The organism is Aestuariibius insulae (genome assembly GCF_040783535.2).
Classification (GTDB): domain Bacteria; phylum Pseudomonadota; class Alphaproteobacteria; order Rhodobacterales; family Rhodobacteraceae; genus Aestuariibius; species Aestuariibius insulae.
Window position 1 is genome coordinate 432,708 of the sequence record NZ_JBFONW020000002.1, and the last position, 17,666, is coordinate 450,373.

16 protein-coding genes are annotated in these 17,666 nt (G+C 64.2%); 11 read left to right on the forward strand and 5 right to left on the reverse strand.

Annotation, left to right across the window (positions count from 1 at the left end):
* Positions 1 to 23: 23 nt before the first annotated feature.
* Genes AAD018_RS08435 through AAD018_RS08465 form a run of 7 tightly spaced genes read left to right on the forward strand, consistent with a single transcriptional unit; the run spans position 24 to position 4,761 of the window.
* Complete coding sequence (locus tag AAD018_RS08435; RefSeq protein WP_367315059.1) at positions 24 to 794, forward strand: endonuclease/exonuclease/phosphatase family protein; 771 nt, start codon at positions 24 to 26, stop codon at positions 792 to 794.
* A complete protein-coding gene (locus AAD018_RS08440) occupies positions 791 to 1,267 on the forward strand; it encodes an arsenate reductase ArsC (protein WP_367315060.1) in 477 nt (158 codons plus the stop codon). The genes AAD018_RS08435 and AAD018_RS08440 overlap by 4 nt, the downstream gene beginning before the upstream one ends.
* A 10-nt stretch (positions 1,268 to 1,277) precedes the next feature.
* Positions 1,278 to 1,928, forward strand: a complete 651-nt coding sequence (locus AAD018_RS08445) for an aquaporin (RefSeq protein WP_367315215.1) — start codon at positions 1,278 to 1,280, stop codon at positions 1,926 to 1,928.
* 55 nt (positions 1,929 to 1,983) lie between these two features.
* The gene (locus tag AAD018_RS08450; RefSeq protein ID WP_367315061.1) at positions 1,984 to 2,334 is read left to right on the forward strand and encodes a hypothetical protein; all 351 of its coding nucleotides are present in this window, start codon (positions 1,984 to 1,986) and stop codon (positions 2,332 to 2,334) included.
* Positions 2,335 to 2,364: 30 nt separating this feature from the next.
* Positions 2,365 to 2,595: a hypothetical protein gene (locus tag AAD018_RS08455; protein WP_367315062.1), complete on the forward strand. Its 231-nt coding sequence runs from the start codon at positions 2,365 to 2,367 to the stop codon at positions 2,593 to 2,595.
* A 43-nt stretch (positions 2,596 to 2,638) separates the two neighbouring features.
* Positions 2,639 to 4,111, forward strand: a complete 1,473-nt coding sequence (locus tag AAD018_RS08460) for a class I adenylate-forming enzyme family protein (protein WP_367315063.1) — start codon at positions 2,639 to 2,641, stop codon at positions 4,109 to 4,111.
* Positions 4,108 to 4,761, forward strand: coding sequence for a DsbA family oxidoreductase (locus AAD018_RS08465; RefSeq protein ID WP_367315064.1), 654 nt, complete (start codon positions 4,108 to 4,110; stop codon positions 4,759 to 4,761). Before AAD018_RS08460 ends, AAD018_RS08465 begins: the two co-directional genes overlap by 4 nt.
* A 251-nt stretch (positions 4,762 to 5,012) precedes the next feature.
* Here AAD018_RS08465 and AAD018_RS08470 read toward each other — a convergent pair whose 3' ends face one another.
* Genes AAD018_RS08470 through AAD018_RS08480 form a run of 3 tightly spaced genes read right to left on the reverse strand, consistent with a single transcriptional unit; the run spans position 5,013 to position 10,363 of the window.
* Positions 5,013 to 6,290, reverse strand: coding sequence for a cation:proton antiporter domain-containing protein (locus tag AAD018_RS08470; RefSeq protein WP_367315065.1), 1,278 nt, complete (start codon positions 6,288 to 6,290; stop codon positions 5,013 to 5,015).
* A gap of 59 nt (positions 6,291 to 6,349) precedes the next feature.
* Positions 6,350 to 9,796 carry a transcription-repair coupling factor gene (gene mfd, locus AAD018_RS08475; protein WP_367315066.1) on the reverse strand — a complete coding sequence of 1,149 codons (3,447 nt, stop codon included), beginning with the start codon at positions 9,794 to 9,796 and terminating at the stop codon, positions 6,350 to 6,352.
* Positions 9,797 to 9,838: 42 nt separating this feature from the next.
* Positions 9,839 to 10,363: a component of SufBCD complex gene (locus AAD018_RS08480; RefSeq protein WP_367315067.1), complete on the reverse strand. Its 525-nt coding sequence runs from the start codon at positions 10,361 to 10,363 to the stop codon at positions 9,839 to 9,841.
* Positions 10,364 to 10,489: 126 nt separating this feature from the next.
* Between AAD018_RS08480 and hemB the strand changes: the two genes are divergently transcribed.
* Both hemB and AAD018_RS08490 read left to right on the forward strand, forming a co-directional pair.
* Positions 10,490 to 11,488 carry a porphobilinogen synthase gene (gene hemB / locus AAD018_RS08485; protein ID WP_367315068.1) on the forward strand — a complete coding sequence of 333 codons (999 nt, stop codon included), beginning with the start codon at positions 10,490 to 10,492 and terminating at the stop codon, positions 11,486 to 11,488.
* A 120-nt stretch (positions 11,489 to 11,608) separates the two neighbouring features.
* A complete protein-coding gene (locus tag AAD018_RS08490; protein ID WP_367315069.1) occupies positions 11,609 to 12,544 on the forward strand; it encodes an alpha/beta fold hydrolase in 936 nt (311 codons plus the stop codon).
* Here the strand turns inward: AAD018_RS08490 and bluB are convergent.
* The gene (gene bluB, locus AAD018_RS08495) at positions 12,438 to 13,061 is read right to left on the reverse strand and encodes a 5,6-dimethylbenzimidazole synthase (RefSeq protein ID WP_367315070.1); all 624 of its coding nucleotides are present in this window, start codon (positions 13,059 to 13,061) and stop codon (positions 12,438 to 12,440) included. The two genes, AAD018_RS08490 and bluB, sit on opposite strands and share 107 nt — an antisense overlap.
* Before the next feature lie 181 nt (positions 13,062 to 13,242).
* Between bluB and AAD018_RS08500 the strand changes: the two genes are divergently transcribed.
* Positions 13,243 to 13,803: a lipid-binding SYLF domain-containing protein gene (locus AAD018_RS08500; protein ID WP_367315071.1), complete on the forward strand. Its 561-nt coding sequence runs from the start codon at positions 13,243 to 13,245 to the stop codon at positions 13,801 to 13,803.
* Here AAD018_RS08500 and AAD018_RS08505 read toward each other — a convergent pair.
* The gene (locus tag AAD018_RS08505; RefSeq protein WP_367315072.1) at positions 13,793 to 15,133 is read right to left on the reverse strand and encodes a DUF2254 domain-containing protein; all 1,341 of its coding nucleotides are present in this window, start codon (positions 15,131 to 15,133) and stop codon (positions 13,793 to 13,795) included. The genes AAD018_RS08500 and AAD018_RS08505 overlap by 11 nt on opposite strands.
* A gap of 122 nt (positions 15,134 to 15,255) precedes the next feature.
* On the opposite strand from AAD018_RS08505, the gene AAD018_RS08510 reads away from it, so the two are divergent.
* Positions 15,256 to 17,664, forward strand: a complete 2,409-nt coding sequence (locus AAD018_RS08510) for a GcvT family protein (protein ID WP_367315073.1) — start codon at positions 15,256 to 15,258, stop codon at positions 17,662 to 17,664.
* Positions 17,665 to 17,666 lie beyond the last annotated feature (2 nt).

The following is a 17,666-nucleotide window of genomic DNA, read 5'->3' on the forward strand; positions in this document are numbered from 1 at the left end:
TTCGGATACTGTATATATCCGTCATGCGCGCCGAAACTGCAAAGCCCCTTCGTCTGGCCAGCTACAATATCCGCGCCGGTCTTGGCACGGATCTCAAGCGCGATCCGGCCCGCGTGCTTCGTGCGATCCATGCGTTGCAGGCGGATCTCGTCGTCCTGCAGGAGGCCGATCACCGTCTGGGAGCCCGTCCCTCTGCATTGCCGCTTGACCAGATCGAGGCGCTGACCGGCCTGCATCCGCTGCCCGTCGCCGAGAATGGCGAAAGCCTTGGCTGGCACGGGATCGCCATGCTGGCCAAGCCTTCCTTTCCCGTCTTGGGGGTCCACCGCTTCGATCTGCCCGGTCTGGAGCCGCGCGGCGCCGTGACCGTCGATGTCGAGGCGCCGGACGGGCCGCTTCGCATCGTCGGTGTTCATCTGGGCCTTCTGCGCCGGTCCCGCCGTGCGCAGATCGACGCCATCAAGGAGGCGGTCGCCGCCCTACCCTCGCGTCCGACCATCTTGATCGGCGATTTCAACGAATGGTCCGGCAAGGCAGGTCTGGGGCGCGTCACGCGCGGCTATACTTTGTTGACGCCGGAGAAGACCTTTCCGGCCCGGCGGCCTCTTCTGCCGCTCGACCGTATCGCGCATACCGGCGATCTTGACATCGCGCTGCTGCCCCCGTCCGAGGCGGCCCATCCGCATCCCTCCGACCACCGGCCTATCCTGGCCACCGTCGCCCGAAAAATCTCTGCACCCGGCGCGGCCGACATGAAAGCGTTACAAATCTCCCCTAGCGATCGACCCTCATGAACATCCTCGTCCTCTGCACCGGCAACTCCGCCCGGTCGATCCTCCTCGAAGCGCTGCTGAATGATCTGTCGGATGGGCGCGTGACGGCCTATTCTGCAGGCTCCGACCCGGCGGGCGCGGTCCATCCCTACTCGCTCAAGCTGCTGGAGGAGCAAGGCTACGAGACCGCCCATCTGCGCTCAAAAAGCTGGGACGAATTCGCGGCTGAGGACGCGCCCGAGATGGAGGCCGTCATCACCGTCTGCGGATCGGCCGCAGGCGAGACCTGTCCGATCTGGCCTGGCGCACCCGTCCGCGCCCATTGGGGGGTCGAGGATCCCGCCGCCGCGCCGGAGGACGACTGGCCAGGCGCCTTCGGAACGGCCTATGCTCGCCTCAAGCACCGCGCAGAGGCCCTGCTTGCCCAGCCCATCGAAACCCTTGACGCGGCAGAGCTTCGTGCGCTTTTGACCCGCATCGGCCAGACCGGCTGACGTGAGGCGCATCATGATCCGCAAACTCTCCGCCGAGGCGCTCGGCACCGCGTTCCTGCTGATCGGCGTCGTCGGATCGGGCATCATGGGCGAAACGCTGGCAGGCGGAAACGTCGCCATCGCGCTCCTGGCCAATGCCATCGCGACGGGCTGCATCCTCTATGTCATCATTCTGACGCTCGGGCCCATCTCGGGCGCGCATTTCAATCCCGCCGTCACGCTTGCCTTCCTGATCCGCAAGGAGATCACGCCGGGTCTGGCCGCTGCTTACGTCGCCGTGCAGATCGCGGCGGGCCTCCTCGGCGTCTGGGCTGCGCATCTTATGTTCGATCTGCCCATATGGCAGTTCTCGACCACGGCCCGTACCGGTCCCGCTCTCTGGGCATCCGAGCTGATCGCGACGTTCGGGCTGCTCCTTGTGATCTTCGGCGGGCTCAAAGCCCGGCCCGACGCCGTTCCGGTCCTTGTCGCGCTCTATATCACCGGCGCCTATTGGTTCACCGCCTCGACCAGTTTCGCGAACCCTGCCGTGACCATCGCGCGCGGCTTGTCCGATACGTTCGCGGGCATTAACCCGGCCCATATTCCGGCCTATATCCTCGTCCAGATCCTCGCGGTCCTCGTGGCCGCGATCGTGCTTCCGCGCCTTCTGGACGATTAGGCGGAACCGCTCCCGCGTCCGGGACGTTCAATATCGAATGTCAAAGGAGACCGGGATGGACTGGACGACCGTCGAAAAGAACTGGGCCGCCTACACGCCGCGCGTCCTGACCCGCTGGCCCGGCCTTGATGAGGACGAGGTGCTGGCGACCGACGGCGATCTGGACCGCTTTGCCGAATATCTCGCCATCGCGACCTCGCAAAGCGTGCAGGGCGCCCGTGACGAGGCGCGCGGTTGGGCCGAAGGCGAAGAACCGGCGGATGCCAAGATGGATCCGACCCGCGACAACGAACGGATCTTCGACAGCGCCAAGAATATTCCAGTGGGCGAAGACGTCTACAGCGCTGATGCTGATTTCGGCGACGATCGCATCCCCGAACCCCCGATGGACCGCAAGGCGGGCTGACAGACCAATCCACGACCGAGGAGACGACCGATGATGACCTGGAGCGATATTGCAGGAGACCCCGATCTTGCCATGCAAGTGCTGCATCCGGCCTTTCCTCATCTGCGTCCCACCCACGTCAAGGCCGCCGACGGCGATGCGGACCGGTTCGCTGCGCGCATGGCCGGTCTGCACGATCTGACCGAAGAGGAAGCCGGGGAAATGATCGAGGATCGCCTCGGCACCACCTATCTGACCGCGACGCAGCACGCCGCTCAATAGCAGGCTCTTGAACCCCTGCACCGGACTGGCGTAGCCCGGTGCCATGTCCAGCCCGTTCAATCTTTCCCAGTATGTGCTCGCGAATGCTGGGGATTGCCCGGATAAGACTGCGCTCGCCATTCTGGGGCCCGCAAAAGCTGAATGCTGGTCCTATGCTCGCCTAGAAGCGGCCGTGCGCGGCACAGCCACTGGCCTTCTGCAAAGCGGCCTGAACCAAGGCGACCGCGTCCTTCTGCGCCTTGGAAACAGCGCCGATTTCCCCGTCGCCTATCTCGGTGCCATTGCGGCGGGCCTGATCCCCGTCCCGACCTCCACCGCACTGACCCGGCCCGAGATGACGGCGCTCGCCCGCGATCTAGAGCCCGCCGCCATCCTGACCGACGGCAGCTGCCCTATCCCGGACGGCGGTACTCCCACATACGATCTAAGCGTGCTTAGAGATTGGCAGAGCCTGCCCGCCGCCCCTTATGCGATGGGCGACCCCGAGCAGGCCGCCTATATCGTCTACACCTCCGGCACGTCGGGCAAACCGCGCGGCGTCATCCACGCCCACCGCGCGATCCTGGCCCGTCAGATGATGCATCAGGGCTGGTATGGCCTGAGATCTGAGGACCGGCTACTCCATGCGGGCGCCTTCAACTGGACCTATACGCTCGGCACCGGCCTTCTCGATCCTTGGACGATCGGTGCAACCGCGCTGGTCCCTCAGGAGGGAACGGAGGCCAGCCTCCTGCCGCTCCTTCTCAAGCGGCATGAGACCACGATCTTTGCCGCCGCACCCGGCATCTATCGGCGCTTCCTGCGCGAGGCCGGGCCGCTCGATCTACCGCACCTGCGCCATGGCCTTTCCGCCGGAGAAAAGCTCCCGGATCCGGTCCGCGCTGCATGGGAGGAGGCGACAGGCACGAAGGTCCATGAGGCGTTCGGCATGTCCGAATGCTCCACCTTCCTCTCCGGCTCCCCGGACCGCCCTGCTCCGCCGGGCACGTCGGGCTACCCCCAGCCTGGCCGCCGCGTGACGCTGCGCTCCGGCGGCGCCGAGGCAAATCCCGGCACGATCGCCATCCACCGCTCCGATCCCGGCCTCATGCTGGGTTACCTGAACGCCCCAGAAGAGACCGCCGGCCGCTTTGACGGCGACTGGTTCCTCACCGGCGATCTGGGAGAGCGGCAGCCGGACGGCGCCATCGCCTATCTTGGCCGCGACGACGACATGATGAATGCGGGCGGTGTGCGCGTCTCCCCGCTCGAGGTCGAGGCCGCGCTCTCCGGCCATCCGCAGATCACCGATATCGCCGCCATCGAGGTTCCCGTGACGGACAGCACCACCATTATCGCCGCCATCTACAGCGCCGCGGGGGATATCGCCGAGGACGAGCTGAACCGTTTTGCAGCCGGGCGTCTGGCCAGATACAAACAACCCCGTCTCTATCGCCGTCTCGAGGCGCTTCCACGCGGCGCGAACGGGAAACTCCTGCGCCGCCAGCTGCGCGATCAATTCGAAAGACCAATATGACCGAACCCGTCCAGCTTGATATCCTGTCCGACCCGATCTGCCCCTGGTGTTTTATCGGCAAGACCCAGCTTGATCGCGCGCTGGCAGACGCGCCCGATCACCCCTTTGCGATCCAGTGGCATCCCTTCCAGCTCAACCCCGACATGCTGCGCGAAGGCGTAGATCGGCGCGCCTATCTCGAAGCAAAGTTCGGCGGCAAGGACGGGGCGGACAAGGTCTATGGCCGGATCGCGGATCACGCCCGCGACATCGGGGTGGAGATGGATCTGGACGGGATCACCCGCACACCCAACACGCTCGATGCGCATCGGCTGATCCACTGGGCCGGGATCGAGAGCAAGCAGAACGCTGCCGTTGACGCGCTCTTCAAGGCGTATTTCCAGAACGGTCGCGATATCGGGGATGCCGATACGCTAGCCGATATCGCCGATGCCATCGGCCTCGACGCGGCCACGATCCACCGCCTGCTCGCCTCCGATGCCGATCTCGATTGTATCCGCGAGCGGGACGCCAAGGCCCGCGAGATGGGGGTGAATTCGGTTCCGACCTTTATCGTCGGCGGCAAACATGCCGTCCCCGGCGCGCAGCCGCCCGAGCTTTGGGCGCAGGTCATCGCCGACATAAAGGAGCAGCACGCCGCCGCCTCATGAACCGCGAGAGGCTTTCCAATCTGCTGACGACGCTCCTTGGCATTGCCGGTCTGGGCAGGATCTTCTTTCGCTTCGTCAAGGACTAAAGCCGGATCCACGCCCTATCATCACCCTACCCATGGCTGGCTATGACAGCCTCGGTTCGACACCTGCCCTTGGCAAAATCGGAACGACTGTGCCGATCTTTCCAAGCCTCGGCATCGTTGCTGCCACTGCGGGTCCCGCACTCTCAAAAATTAGGCTTCCGTCTCTCACGCCTTTTCCTCTTCGCGATAGGGATGCTCCTCTTCCTCCTCGGCCTTGTTCAGCACCAAATTGGCCGCATAACCGTGGATCAGGATCGACAGCACGATCACCAGCACGGCGATCCGCCAGACCGTATCGATGTCCGTAAAGTCCGCGTGGTTCTGGGCGTAGGCGATGTAGAAGATCGAACCCATCCCGCGCACGCCAAAGAAAGCCACGTTGCGCCGGGCCATATTCTCGCATTTGAGGCCCAGCAGCGACAGAAAGCCCGTAGTGGGCCGCAGCAGAAAGATCAGCCCGAGCGCAAAGGCGACCTCGATCCAGCGCAGCCCCGCCAGCGCGCCCGACCCGACGAACGTGCCCAGCCAGAGCAGAAGCAGCGCCAGAAGGATGGATTCCAGCTGATCGGCGCCGTGATGGACGAACTTCTCGTAATTCTCCATATCGGTGCCCCGCGACCGGTCTCGCCCGGCCCGTGCGCAGGCAAAGACGGCGAGGAACCCGTAGCCGTCCACACCCTCGGTCACGCCATAGCTGATCAGCGTTGACGCCAGAACCATGACGATCGCGTTCCAGCCGCCACTATTGGCGTCACCCATGCCGCTGAAAACGATCCGCGACATCGCTATCCCGCAAAGATACCCCACGATCCAGCCCGCCGCGACGCGGTAGACGAAATCGAAGCCGAGCCATTCCAGCCCCCATTCATCGATGCTGTACCAGCCCAGAGTGGCCGTGGTGATTGCCAGATAAACGAAAGGAAAGGCCAGCCCGTCATTCAGCCCCGCCTCGGCGGTCAGCGACACCTCCATCGGGTCCTCTTCCTGCCCCGGCGGGCTGACCTGAACGGACCGCGCCAGCACCGGATCGGTCGGCGCGAGCGAGGCGGCCAGCAGCAGCGCCGCCGCGATCGGCAGCCCCAGCGTGTAGATCCCCAAAAGCGCGATGGCGAGGATCGTCAGCGGCATTGCCACGATCAAGAGCCGGAAGGTCGCGTTCCAGTTGCGCCAACTGCCCTTCGTGTCGATGGCCAGACCCGCCCCGGCCAGCGAGATGATGACGATCAGCTCGGACGTATGTTCGATGATCGCGGTGGACAGGCCGCCGACACGCGGATCGATCACGGGAAGCCCGATCAGACCGATCGCGGTGCCGATCATGACGTAAAGCAGCGGCATGTTCACGATGCGGTAGCGCGACAAAGTCGGCTGCAGCGTCAGCCCCAGAAGGGCGAGCCCGAAGACCGCATAAAACACATCGCGGTAATCAATCGTGCCAAACATCAAATGCCCCGGGCGAAAGTCCTACCGGCTCAACCGGTCCGGACGCGCCGGGTTCCGCGCTATTCGGCGGGCGTCTTGGCTTTGATCGCGCCCGCCTTCTCCGCCAGGTCGCGGGCGACGGCAAAGGCGCCCTTGATCTTGTCGGCTTCCGTCTTCCAGTCGCGGCGCACGACGATCTTGTTGTCCTTGACCTTGGCCTGTCCGCGTTGATCGCCGATGAACTCCACCAGTCCTTCGGGAGAGGCGAACTTGTCGTTATGGAATTGGATCGTCGCCCCTTTCGGCCCCGCATCCAGCTTGGCGATCCCGGCGCGCTTGCACATCGCCTTGATGCGCACGACCAGCAGGAGGGTATTCACCTCCTTGGGCAGCTTGCCGAAACGGTCGATCAGCTCGGCGGCAAAGCCTTCCAGCTCGACCTTGGTTGTCAGCTCGCTCAAGCGGCGATAGAGGCCCAGCCGCACATCAAGATCAGGCACATATTCGTCCGGGATCAGGACCGGCACGCCCAAATTGATCGACGGCGCCCATTGCCCGTCATCGACGATCCCCTCCGCCTCGCCCGACTTGATCTTGGCGATCTGCTCTTCAAGCATCTGCTGGTAAAGCTCGTAGCCCACCTCGCGCATTTGCCCGGACTGCTCTTCGCCCAGAAGGTTGCCCGCCCCGCGAATATCCAGATCCTGCGAGGCCAGCGTGAAGCCTGCCCCCAGCGTGTCGAGCGATCCCAGCACCCGCAGCCGCTTTTCGGCCTGCGGCGTCAGCTTCACGCGCGGTTTCGTCGTCAGATACGCATAGGCACGCGTCTTGGAGCGTCCCACGCGCCCCCGGATCTGGTAAAGCTGCGCCAGACCGAACATGTCGGCGCGATGCACGACCATCGTGTTCGCGGTCGGAATATCGAGACCCGATTCGACGATCGTCGTCGCCAGCAGCACATCGAACTTGCCGTCGTAAAAGGCGTTCATCCGATCATCGAGCTCTCCGGCCGCCATCTGGCCATGCGCCACGACATAGCTCAGTTCCGGCAGCTGCTCTTTCAGGAACTCCTCAATCTCGGGCAGATCGCTGATGCGCGGAACGACGTAGAAGCTCTGCCCGCCCCGGTAATGCTCGCGCAGCAGCGCCTCGCGGATCGTCACCGCATCGAATTCGCTGACATAGGTGCGGATCGCCAGCCGGTCGACGGGCGGCGTGCCGATGATGCTTAGCTCGCGCACCCCGCTCAGCGACATCTGCAGCGTGCGAGGGATCGGCGTCGCCGTCAGCGTCAGCACATGGACATCCGTGCGCAGCGATTTCAGCCGCTCCTTGTGCGTGACGCCGAATTTTTGTTCTTCATCCACAACGAGAAGGCCGAGGTTCTTGAACTTGATCGACTTCGCCAAAAGCGCATGCGTGCCGACCACGATATCGGCCGTCCCGCGCGAGATCCCCTCGCGCGTCAGCTGCGCATCGCGCTGCGAGACGAACCGCGACAGGGGCCGGACCTGAATGGGAAAGCCTCGGAACCGTTCAGCAAAACTATTATAGTGCTGCCGCGCCAAAAGCGTCGTCGGCGCGATCACCGCAACCTGCACCCCCGACATCGCCGCGATAAAGGCCGCGCGCATCGCGACCTCGGTTTTGCCAAAGCCCACATCGCCGCAGATCAGCCGGTCCATCGGATGGCCGCTGGCCATGTCGGTCAGCACGTCCTCGATCGCCGACAACTGATCGTCGGTTTCCTCGTACGGGAAGCGCGCGCAGAACTGATCCCAAAGCCCCTCCTGCGGCTCCATGACCGGCGCGGTCCTCAGCGCCCGCTCGGCCGCCACCCGGATCAGACGATCGGCGATCTGCCGGATCCGCTCTTTCAGCTTGGCCTTTTTGGCCTGCCACGCGCCGCCGCCCAGCTTGTCGAGCAGGCCTTCCTCATGGCCGAATTTCGACAGCAGCTCGATATTCTCGACGGGCAGGTAAAGCTTTGACTGCTCTGCATATTCCAGCAGCAGACATTCATGCGCCGCGCCGAGCGCGGTCACAACCTCCAGCCCCTTGTAGCGTCCGACCCCATGATCGACATGCACGACCAGATCGCCCGGCGTCAGGCTTTGCGCTTCGGTCAGGAAGTTCTCGGCCCGCCTCTTGCGTTTGGTCTGCCGGATCAGCCGGTCGCCGAGGACGTCCTGTTCGGAAATCACCGTCAGGTCCGGACTTTCAAACCCATGCTCAAGCGCCCAGACCGCCAGATGCAGCCCGCGTTTTTCGACCCCCTTGAAGTCGCGCACCGGGATCGCCTCGGCCACGCCCTCATCCTCGATCAGACCCGTCAGCCGCTCTCGCGCGCCTTCCGAATAGGAGGCGACAACGACCGGCCCCTCGGCCAGCTTTTCTTTAAGATGCGAGGCCAAGGCTCCGAAAAGGCTGATGCTTTCCTGCTGCCGCTCGGGCGAGAAGTTGCGCCCGATCCGCCCGCCCGCATCGATCACGCCAGGCCCCGTCGCCTGCGGCAGCGGCGCGAACTGAAGCCGCCGGTGCCCCCCCACCGCCGCCTCCCAGGCCGCATCATCCAGATAGAGCAGCGCTGGCGGCGCGGGCTTGTAGACCGACCCCATCCCCCGCTGCGTCATCGCGGCCTTGCGCGTCTCGTATTGATCCTCGATCTGCTCCCACCGTGCCAGCCGCGACGGCGTCACCTGATCGTCCAGTGTCACCACCGCGCCGGGCAGGTAATCGAACAGGGTCTCCAGCCGCTCGTGGAAAAAGCCTAGCCAATGCTCGACCCCTTGGTGCTTGCGCCCCGCGCTCACCGCCTCGTAAAGCGGATCATCCGTGCCCGCCGCGCCGAACTCAATCCGGTAGGTCTGGCGGAACCGTGTGATTGCTGCCTCGTCGAGGATCACCTCGCTGACCGGCGCCAGCTCCACGACCTCAAGCTTCTCCACCGTCCGCTGCGTCGCCGGATCGAACCGCCGCGCCCCGTCCAGAACGTCTCCGAAAAGATCGAGCCGCACCGGCCCCGTCTCTCCCGGAGGATAGACGTCGATGATCCCGCCGCGTACGGCGTAATCGCCGGGCTCGGTCACCGTCGGCGCCTGCACGAACCCCATCCGCACCAGAAACGCCTTGAGCGCCGCCTCGTCCACGCGCCCGCCGACACGCGCCTTGAAAGACGCTTCCTTCAGCACCTCGCGCGCAGGCACCTTCTGCGTCGCCGCTGTCATCGTGGTCAGCAGCACGAACCGCTCCGGCATCCCATGCGCCAGCGCCGCCAGCGTCGCCATGCGCGCTGCCGAGATGTCCGAATTCGGCGAGACCCGGTCGAAAGGCAGGCAGTCCCAGGCCGGAAACACCACGACCGGCACCTTCGGCGCAAAGAACGCCAGCGCCGAGCGCATCGCCTCAAGCCGCTTGTCGTCCCGCGCAACGTGGCAGACCGGCCCGCGCTCCAGCTCCCTGAGGATCAGGCGGGCGTCAAAGCCTTCCGGCGCGCCGGAGACGGTGAGTTTGGACGGATCGGACATGGCCGCTCACCTACCCCGCAGCGGCGCGGAGTCAACGCCCCATCAGCCAAACGGCCCGATCGACAGGTTCTGATACATCCCGAACATCGCGGTCACGAAAAGCGCGACCACACCGATCAGCTGCACAAAGAACCGGTGCCGCGCGAGAAGCGAGAAAAGAGCCTCTCCCTCGGGATGATCGCGGCGGATGATCTCGGCCGTGTGCAGCGTCAGAAGCGCCACGAAACTGATCGGGAAGGCGATCAAGAAAACGGCCTGCGCAAACTCGACCCAAAAGAGAAAGGCCAGAACCGCCAGCGACGACAGGGCAAAGGTGGCAAAGCCCAGCAGCCAAAGCCCCGCCATATCGACGATCGTGTAGATGCGGTTGGTGTTGATCCGCACCAGATCCATCAGATCGCTGTAGCTTTGCGGGTTCTGCCGCCGCGCGCGCAGGACCAGATCATAGGGAATGCCCATGATCCAATGGCTGGCGCTCGACCACACGACTGCTAGCGCGATCCAGTACCACAGGTTCGAGAAGGAGCGCAGGTCGATCAGCTCGACCATCATTTCATAAATAGACAACAGACGTCCTGGATCAGCGGAACTCGGCGCGACCCTAGCCGCGCCCCCGATCCACCGCCACCCCCTTGAGCGCACGCCCGCCGCGTGTCAGGCAAAGAGGACACGCAAAAGCTTCCGAGGTCCTCCATGCAGCCCCTCTCCGCCCCCTTCCCCGCCGCCCGGTTTCGCAGGCTCAAGCGGACGGCCGCCTTGCGAAACCTGACGCAGGAAACCACGCTGAGCCCCGCCGATTTCATCTGGCCGGTCTTCGTGATGGAGGGGAAGGACGCCGAAGATCCGATCCCGTCGATGCCGGGCGTATCGCGCCTGACACCCGACCGGATTGTTCAGGCCGCAAAGGAGGCGCAGGCCCTCGGCATTCCCGCGATCTGCCTCTTTCCTTATACCGAACAGGAGCTGAAGACCGAAGACTGCGCCATGGCGTGGGATCCGGACAACCTGGTCAACCGCACCATCCGCGCGATCAAGAACGCGGTCCCGGAGATCGCCGTGATGACCGATGTTGCGCTCGATCCCTATAACGTCAACGGCCATGACGGCTTTGTCGTGGACGGCGAGATCCTGAACGACGAAAGCGTCGAGGCGCTTGTCAAGATGTCGCTGGCGCAGGCCGAGGCAGGCGCCGATATCCTCGGCCCGTCAGACATGATGGACGGCCGCATCGGCGCCATGCGCCAGGCGCTCGAGGCCGAAGGGCATCGCCACGTCACGATCCTGAGTTACGCCGCCAAGTATGCCTCGGCCTTCTACGGCCCCTTCCGCGATGCGGTCGGCGCCTCCGCCCGCCTTGTGGGCGATAAGAAGACCTATCAGATGAACCCCGGCAATTCCGACGAGGCGCTGCGCCTGATCGCGCGCGATCTATCGGAGGGCGCGGATATGATCATGGTCAAGCCCGGCATGCCCTATCTCGATATCTGCAGGCGGGCCAAAGACACGTTCGGAGCCCCGACCTTCGCCTATCAGGTCAGCGGCGAATACGCGATGATCGAAGCCGCCGCCCAAAACGGCTGGCTCGACCGGGAGGCGGTCATGCTCGAAAGCCTGACCGCCTTCAAACGCGCGGGCTGCGACGGGATCCTCACCTATTTCGCAATCGATGCGGCACGGGCTCTCGCCTCTTGATTCGACCGCGTCCACGACCCGATCCGGGACCTGTTGCCTGGTTTGCCTGTAACAGGCGTTGAACTATTCCGTCCGGTCTTGCGTTAGTCCTCATACGAATAAATACGCAAGACGACGCCCATGCAGCCCGATATTCCCCTCAAATGGTACCGTCAGGATGGCGAAGGCACGCCTCTCGTTTTTCTTCACGGTCTTTTTGAGACCAGCGCGATCTGGGATCCTCTGATCGACGGTCTGCCGGAGCTCTCCGCGCCAATGGTTGCCCTGCCTTTGCCCGGGCACAGCTCGCTCGACACGGTGCAAGGCGTCAGGGAGGCGCTTGCCGGTGACAGCTTCATTGATAGCTATGCCGACACCCTTCGCGGCCTCTTCGGGGACTGCCCCGTGCGCCTTGTTGGGCATTCGACCGGCGGCTTCATTTCGCTTCTTCTGGCGCGGCGGCATCCCGATCTGGTGCGCGACATGTGCCTGATCGGAGCGCTCGTCTCCGGTGATCTGGACGGCACGCGCCGCCTGTCGATCGGCATCAGCAGCCTGCCCATCCTTGGCCCGCTCACCTTCGGCTGGATGTGCCGCTACTGGCTGACGGATCCCCACCGCTTCCGCCGCGGGATGGAGGCTGTCTTTGCTCCTGCCGCCACCGATAGCCTCCTGCCCTACCGGATGCGCGGAGAGCTTGCCGCCGTTCCCCCCGAGACGCTGCGTTTGATGGCGCTTTGGCTTGCGCGGCGCAGCATTCGCGAGACGCTGGCCGAAATCGATCATCCGGCGCTTTGCGTGATCGGCACGCAGGATCCGGTCGTTCCGCCGGCCCATCAGCTTGGCCTCATCAAGGGACTTCCGAACGGCCACGCGCTTTTGATGAATACCGGCCATCTGCCCTTTCTCGAGGATCCGAACCGCTTCCGCCGCATCTTCCTCAACTGGCTCGCCAGCGCGCCGGAGCCGCTCAGCGATCCAGCCAGACCGGCGGCCTCCGCGCCTGCCATCCGCGCGTCTCGAGCTCGGGCACCGCGCTGGGCTCTTCCGGCCATCCAAGGCACAAGTAGCCCGTAAGCTGCCAGCCTGCAGGCACATCCAAAGCCTCGCGCACCGCCTCGGGATCGAGGATCGACACCCAGCCCACACCGACACCCTCGGCCCGCGCGGTCAGCCAGAGCGTATGGATTGCCATCACCGTCGAATAGGTCAGCATCTCGGGCATCGTCTGCCGCCCGAGCCCGCGCCCTTCGACAGGTTCGGGATCGGTGAACACCGCAAGATGCACCGGCGCTTCGCGCAGCCCCGCCAGCTTGAGCTCGGCATAGGCCGCCCGCGCCGCGCCGTCGTAGCCGTCTGCCGCCGCGCGATTGCAGGCCTCGAACGACGCCAGAACCCGTCTTCGCGCCGCCTCGCTCCGGACCCGTACGAACCGCCAGGGCTGGGCGTTCCCGACCGATGGCGCACGCGCGACCGACGCTTCGATCCGGCCCATCACCTCGTCCGGGACCGGATCCGTCCGGAAATGCCGGACATCCCGGCGCCAGGTGAGGACCTCCTCAAGACAGGCCCGGTGCGTGTCGGTCAACTCCATTCCTGCCCCGTATCCCAACCCGGCCCCTCGCAGCAACCGGCCGAATAGCGCCAAGACCGCACGGACCTCGCAAAACCGTGCGCGCGCCCCTACCCATAGGCATCGACAGGCTTGGAAATACAGGTTATGGTAGGCTCAGATCGATCATCAAGATCGGCACCCACTGGCAGAGAGCAGACTTATGCATACCTTTACCCGTCGCGGCGTCCTAGCGGGCGCCCTGGCTGCAACCACCGTCCTGGCCGCCTGCGGCAACGGCATCGGAAGCTCGGGCTCCAACGTCATCGACGCCCGCACCGACAGCACGCTGTCCTTCATGTACCGCGAATACCCCTCGACCCGGCAGATCGCTGAAAAATCCAGCGGAATCCTGGTCATGCCTGTCGTGACGGAAGCCGGGCTTGGCTTTGGCGGCGCCTACGGACGCGGCGCCTTGCGGGTGCAGGACACGACAGTGGACTACTATTCCGCTCTCTCGGCCTCCGCCGGTTTGCAGATCGGAGCGCAGCAATACGCCCATGTCCTGTTCTTCATGACGGATGAGGCGCTTTACAACTTCCGCCGCGCCCCCGGCTGGGCCGCCGGAGCGGATGTCGAATATGCCTTCGCCGATCAGGCCGAGATGCTGCGCGCCGAAACGACGACAACGACGGCCCCGGTCATCGCTGTCGTCTTCGCCCAGACCGGTCTGCGCGCGGGCGCGACGCTCGAGGGCACCAAGTATACGCGCATCATTCCTTGACCAGGCTCGGAGCGGTATCCTGCCGCTCCACCGCCTCGATCACGCGCGTATCGGTTACGTCCCGCAAACGTGTCTTGTCAGGCGCGAACTCCATACCCTCCGTCGCCCGCTCGAACTCCACCTGGGCCGCCTCGAACGCGGCGTTGGACATTCGCTCGTCCGGATGATCCATCAAGGCTTGCAGGGATTTCTGCAGCCTCTGCTGCACCTCGATCATCGCCGATCCATCCCGCGCGAGCGATCCGAACCCATCCTCGATCAGCTCTACTGGTGACAAGGGAGGCACCCAAAGCCGCTTGTATTGCGGCGCTTCCTCGCTGTTGCGCTCGTCATGGTATCCGATCAGGAGCCGCGTCAGCCGGGTAATGACGTCAATCGCCGTGCCTGGATCGTTGATCCCCGGCGACAGCGCCTTGGACGCGATCTCGCCCAGAACCATCAGCCCGAACCGCGGATCCTGATTGTAGGTCCGCACATCCCCGCGTACGATATGCGCTCCGACGACCTCCGCGATGTCCCTGTCATCCTCAAGATCCTCGTCGCGGTCGCCCTGATCGGCCACCAGAGCGATCTCCTGCCCCTCGACGACGAAGGATCCGATCTCCCGCGTGAGGTAGATATGGAACCCATGCCGCTCTGCCGCCGCGTCGAGCGCCTCTTCGTAGATATGTTGGATGTATCCTGTCTGGTCCGACTTGATGACGACCGCATCCTCGGGGATCTCGGTCTCCTCGGTCAGCGCATGGGCTCCGAGGCACGGCATCGACAGCCGCTCTTCGAACTGCTGGCAGGTGATATTCTCCACCTGCCGGGTCGAGGCGATGAGGCTACCGAAGGTCTGCAGATGCAGCGTCCAGCGCACCAGCGAATAGACGATCAGGATCAGCACCAGAACAGTCGTCGCGAACAGAACGAATGCCTGATCGTCGGTGAAGACATGCAGCTCCCGCAGGACGATCCCGGTCAGCGCATAGACATAGGCCCCGATAAAGGTCGACAGCGTATTCTGCGTCGTTGGATCCTGCATGATGAGCCGGTGGATCCGGGGCGTCCATTGCGAGGCCGAGGACCGAAAAACGCTGACCATTACCGTCAGCGAAAAGATCGTCGCCGCCAGCATCGCATTGGCGATCAGATCAAGCAGCCGGTCCGCCGCATCCCCCGAAACGTAAGTGGCCAGAGCGTCGGGAATAAAGGGCTCGATCACCTGCGTAAACGCGATGACGGCAAGCGCCAGCAGCCCCATGAGACCCGTTCGAACCCAAAGCTTGCGCCAGTAGGTAATCGCAAGACGCAAAAGCGTGCGCGGTAACGTTATTAATCTGTCCATCGCTATTAACGCGCAAATCTCCGGCGAGGTCCGTCTGACTCCCTTCATGTCGCAATCAGACATGTTCAGCGCTCTTTTGCGCGCCTAGGGTCGGGCAAGGACCAGCAAGGGGAGCCGCCACCATGAAAACCACCACCCGCGTTGTCGTGATCGGCGGCGGCGTCGTCGGATGCTCCGTCCTCTATCACCTGACCAAGCTTGGCTGGTCAGACGTCATGCTGATCGAACGGTCCGAGCTGACATCGGGTTCGACTTGGCACGCGGCGGGCGGCTTTCACACGCTCAACGGCGACACCAACATGGCCGCCCTGCAAGGATACACGATCGGCCTTTACCGTGAACTCGAGGAACTCACCGGCGTCTCCTGCGGCCTGCACCATGTCGGCGGCATCACTCTGGCGGACACGCCAGAGCGGCTCGACATGCTCAAAGCTGAACGCGCCAAGCACCGCTATATGGGCCTCGATACCGAGATCCTGACCCCCGCCGAGATCAAAGAGCGCGCCGAGCTGGTAAATATCGACGGCATCCTCGGCGGCCTCTACGATCCGCTCGACGGCCATCTCGACCCGTCCGGCACGACGCAGGCCTATGCCAAGGCCGCCAAGATGGGCGGCGCCGAAATCGTCCTGCACAACCGCGTGCTCGAGACGAACCAGCGCCCCGACGGCACCTGGGACATCGTCACCGAGAAAGGGACGATCCATACCGAACACGTGGTCAATGCCGGCGGGCTCTGGGCGCGCGAGGTCGGCGCGATGGCGGGGCTCTATTTGCCGCTGCTGCCGATGGCGCACCAATATCTCATCACCGAAGAGATCCCCGAACTGGCCGCCCGCGACACCGAGGTGTCGCATATCATCGATCCGGGCGGCGAGAGCTACCTACGGCAAGAGGGCAAGGGCCTGTGCATCGGCTTTTACGAGCAGCCCTGCGAGCCATGGTCCGTCGACAAAACGCCCTGGGATTTCGGCCACGAGCTGCTGAACGACCAGTTCGAAAAGATCGAGGACAGCATCGCCTTCGCCTATAACCGCTTCCCAATCCTCGAAACCGCAGGCATCAAATCGGTGATCCACGGCCCCTTCACTTTCGCCCCCGATGGCAATCCACTTGTCGGTCCCGTCCCGGGCGTCCGGAATTACTGGTCCGCCTGCGCCGTCATGGCAGGCTTCTCGCAAGGCGGCGGCGTCGGTCTGACGCTTGCCCAGTGGATGATCGAGGGAGAGCCGGAGCGGAACGTCATGGCGCTCGATGTGGCGCGCTTCGGCGACTGGACGACGCCGGGCTATACCGTCCCGAAGGTGATCGAGAACTACCAGCGCCGCTTCTCCGTCTCCTACCCCAACGAGGAACTGCCCGCCGCCCGCCCCTTCCGCACCACGCCGATGTACGACATCCTCAAAGGTCTTGGCGCGGTCTTCGGCGCGCAATACGGGCTCGAAGTCCCGAACTATTTCGCTCAAGGGGACGAGCCGACCTTCGAGGATCCGACCTTCCGCCGCTCGAACGCCTGGGACGCGATCCGGCGCGAGGTCAAGGCCGTCCGGGGCAGCGTCGGCATCAACGAGATTCAGAATTTCGGCAAATACCGCGTCACTGGTCCAGAGGCGCGCGCATGGCTCGACCGCATCTTCGCGGGCCATATCCCGCAGCCGGGCCGGGTGTCCCTGACGCCGATGCTCTCGCCCGAAGGCCGCCTTTTCGGGGATTTCACCGTCTCCTGCCTGGACGAGACGACCTTCCATCTGACCGCGTCCTACGGCGCTCAAGGGATGCACTGGCGCTGGTTTAAGGCCAACCAGACGGACGGCGTCGAAATCCAGAACATCTCCGATCACCTGAACGGCTTTCAGATTGCAGGCCCCCGCGCCCGCGACCTGCTTTCCGCCTGCACCCGGACGGACATCTCGGACATGCGGTTCATGGATGTGCGCCGCCTGACCGTTGGGATGGCCGACACCCATGTCCAGCGCGTCAGCTATACCGGCGATCTGGGCTACGAGATCTACTGCGACCCCACCTCACAGCGCGCCCTCTGGAGCACGCTTTGGGAGGCCGGACAGTCCATGGACATCACACCGTTCGGCATGCGGGCGATGATGTCGCTCAGGCTCGACAAGTTTTTCGGCTCCTGGCTGCGCGAATATTCCCCCGACTATACCGCCGCGGAAACCGGGCTCGACCGGTTCATCTCGTTCAAGAAGAACACCGCCTTCATTGGCCGCGATGCTGCCGAACGCGAGCGCTCTGACGGGGCCAAGCGCATCCTCGTTCCGTTCAAGGTCGAAGCCGACGGCGCGGATGTCGTTGCCGATGAGCCGATCTGGATCGATGGCCGCGTGCAGGGCTTCTGCACATCGGGCGGATACTCGCATCACAGCGATACCTCGGTCGCCTTGGGCCTTGTGCCGACCGAGACCGCCAAACCCGGCCTGACCGCCGAGATCGAGATCCTCGGCCAGATGCGCCCCGCCGTCATGCTGACCGAGCCGCTCTTCGACCCCGATGGATCGCGCATGCGGGCGTGATA

What these genes read in the sequence shown, in the direction of transcription:
- AAD018_RS08435 (WP_367315059.1), top strand. Translation starts at nt 24, where the DNA reads ATGCGCGCCGAAACTGCAAAGCCCCTTCGTCTGGCCAGCTACAATATC.
- AAD018_RS08440 (WP_367315060.1), top strand. Translation starts at nt 791, where the DNA reads ATGAACATCCTCGTCCTCTGCACCGGCAACTCCGCCCGGTCGATCCTC.
- AAD018_RS08450 (WP_367315061.1), top strand. Translation starts at nt 1,984, where the DNA reads ATGGACTGGACGACCGTCGAAAAGAACTGGGCCGCCTACACGCCGCGC.
- AAD018_RS08455 (WP_367315062.1), top strand. Translation starts at nt 2,365, where the DNA reads ATGATGACCTGGAGCGATATTGCAGGAGACCCCGATCTTGCCATGCAA.
- AAD018_RS08460 (WP_367315063.1), top strand. Translation starts at nt 2,639, where the DNA reads ATGTCCAGCCCGTTCAATCTTTCCCAGTATGTGCTCGCGAATGCTGGG.
- AAD018_RS08465 (WP_367315064.1), top strand. Translation starts at nt 4,108, where the DNA reads ATGACCGAACCCGTCCAGCTTGATATCCTGTCCGACCCGATCTGCCCC.
- AAD018_RS08470 (WP_367315065.1), bottom strand. Translation starts at nt 6,290, where the DNA reads ATGTTTGGCACGATTGATTACCGCGATGTGTTTTATGCGGTCTTCGGG.
- mfd (WP_367315066.1), bottom strand. Translation starts at nt 9,796, where the DNA reads ATGTCCGATCCGTCCAAACTCACCGTCTCCGGCGCGCCGGAAGGCTTT.
- hemB (WP_367315068.1), top strand. Translation starts at nt 10,490, where the DNA reads ATGCAGCCCCTCTCCGCCCCCTTCCCCGCCGCCCGGTTTCGCAGGCTC.
- AAD018_RS08490 (WP_367315069.1), top strand. Translation starts at nt 11,609, where the DNA reads ATGCAGCCCGATATTCCCCTCAAATGGTACCGTCAGGATGGCGAAGGC.
- bluB (WP_367315070.1), bottom strand. Translation starts at nt 13,061, where the DNA reads ATGGAGTTGACCGACACGCACCGGGCCTGTCTTGAGGAGGTCCTCACC.
- AAD018_RS08500 (WP_367315071.1), top strand. Translation starts at nt 13,243, where the DNA reads ATGCATACCTTTACCCGTCGCGGCGTCCTAGCGGGCGCCCTGGCTGCA.
- AAD018_RS08505 (WP_367315072.1), bottom strand. Translation starts at nt 15,133, where the DNA reads ATGGACAGATTAATAACGTTACCGCGCACGCTTTTGCGTCTTGCGATT.
- AAD018_RS08510 (WP_367315073.1), top strand. Translation starts at nt 15,256, where the DNA reads ATGAAAACCACCACCCGCGTTGTCGTGATCGGCGGCGGCGTCGTCGGA.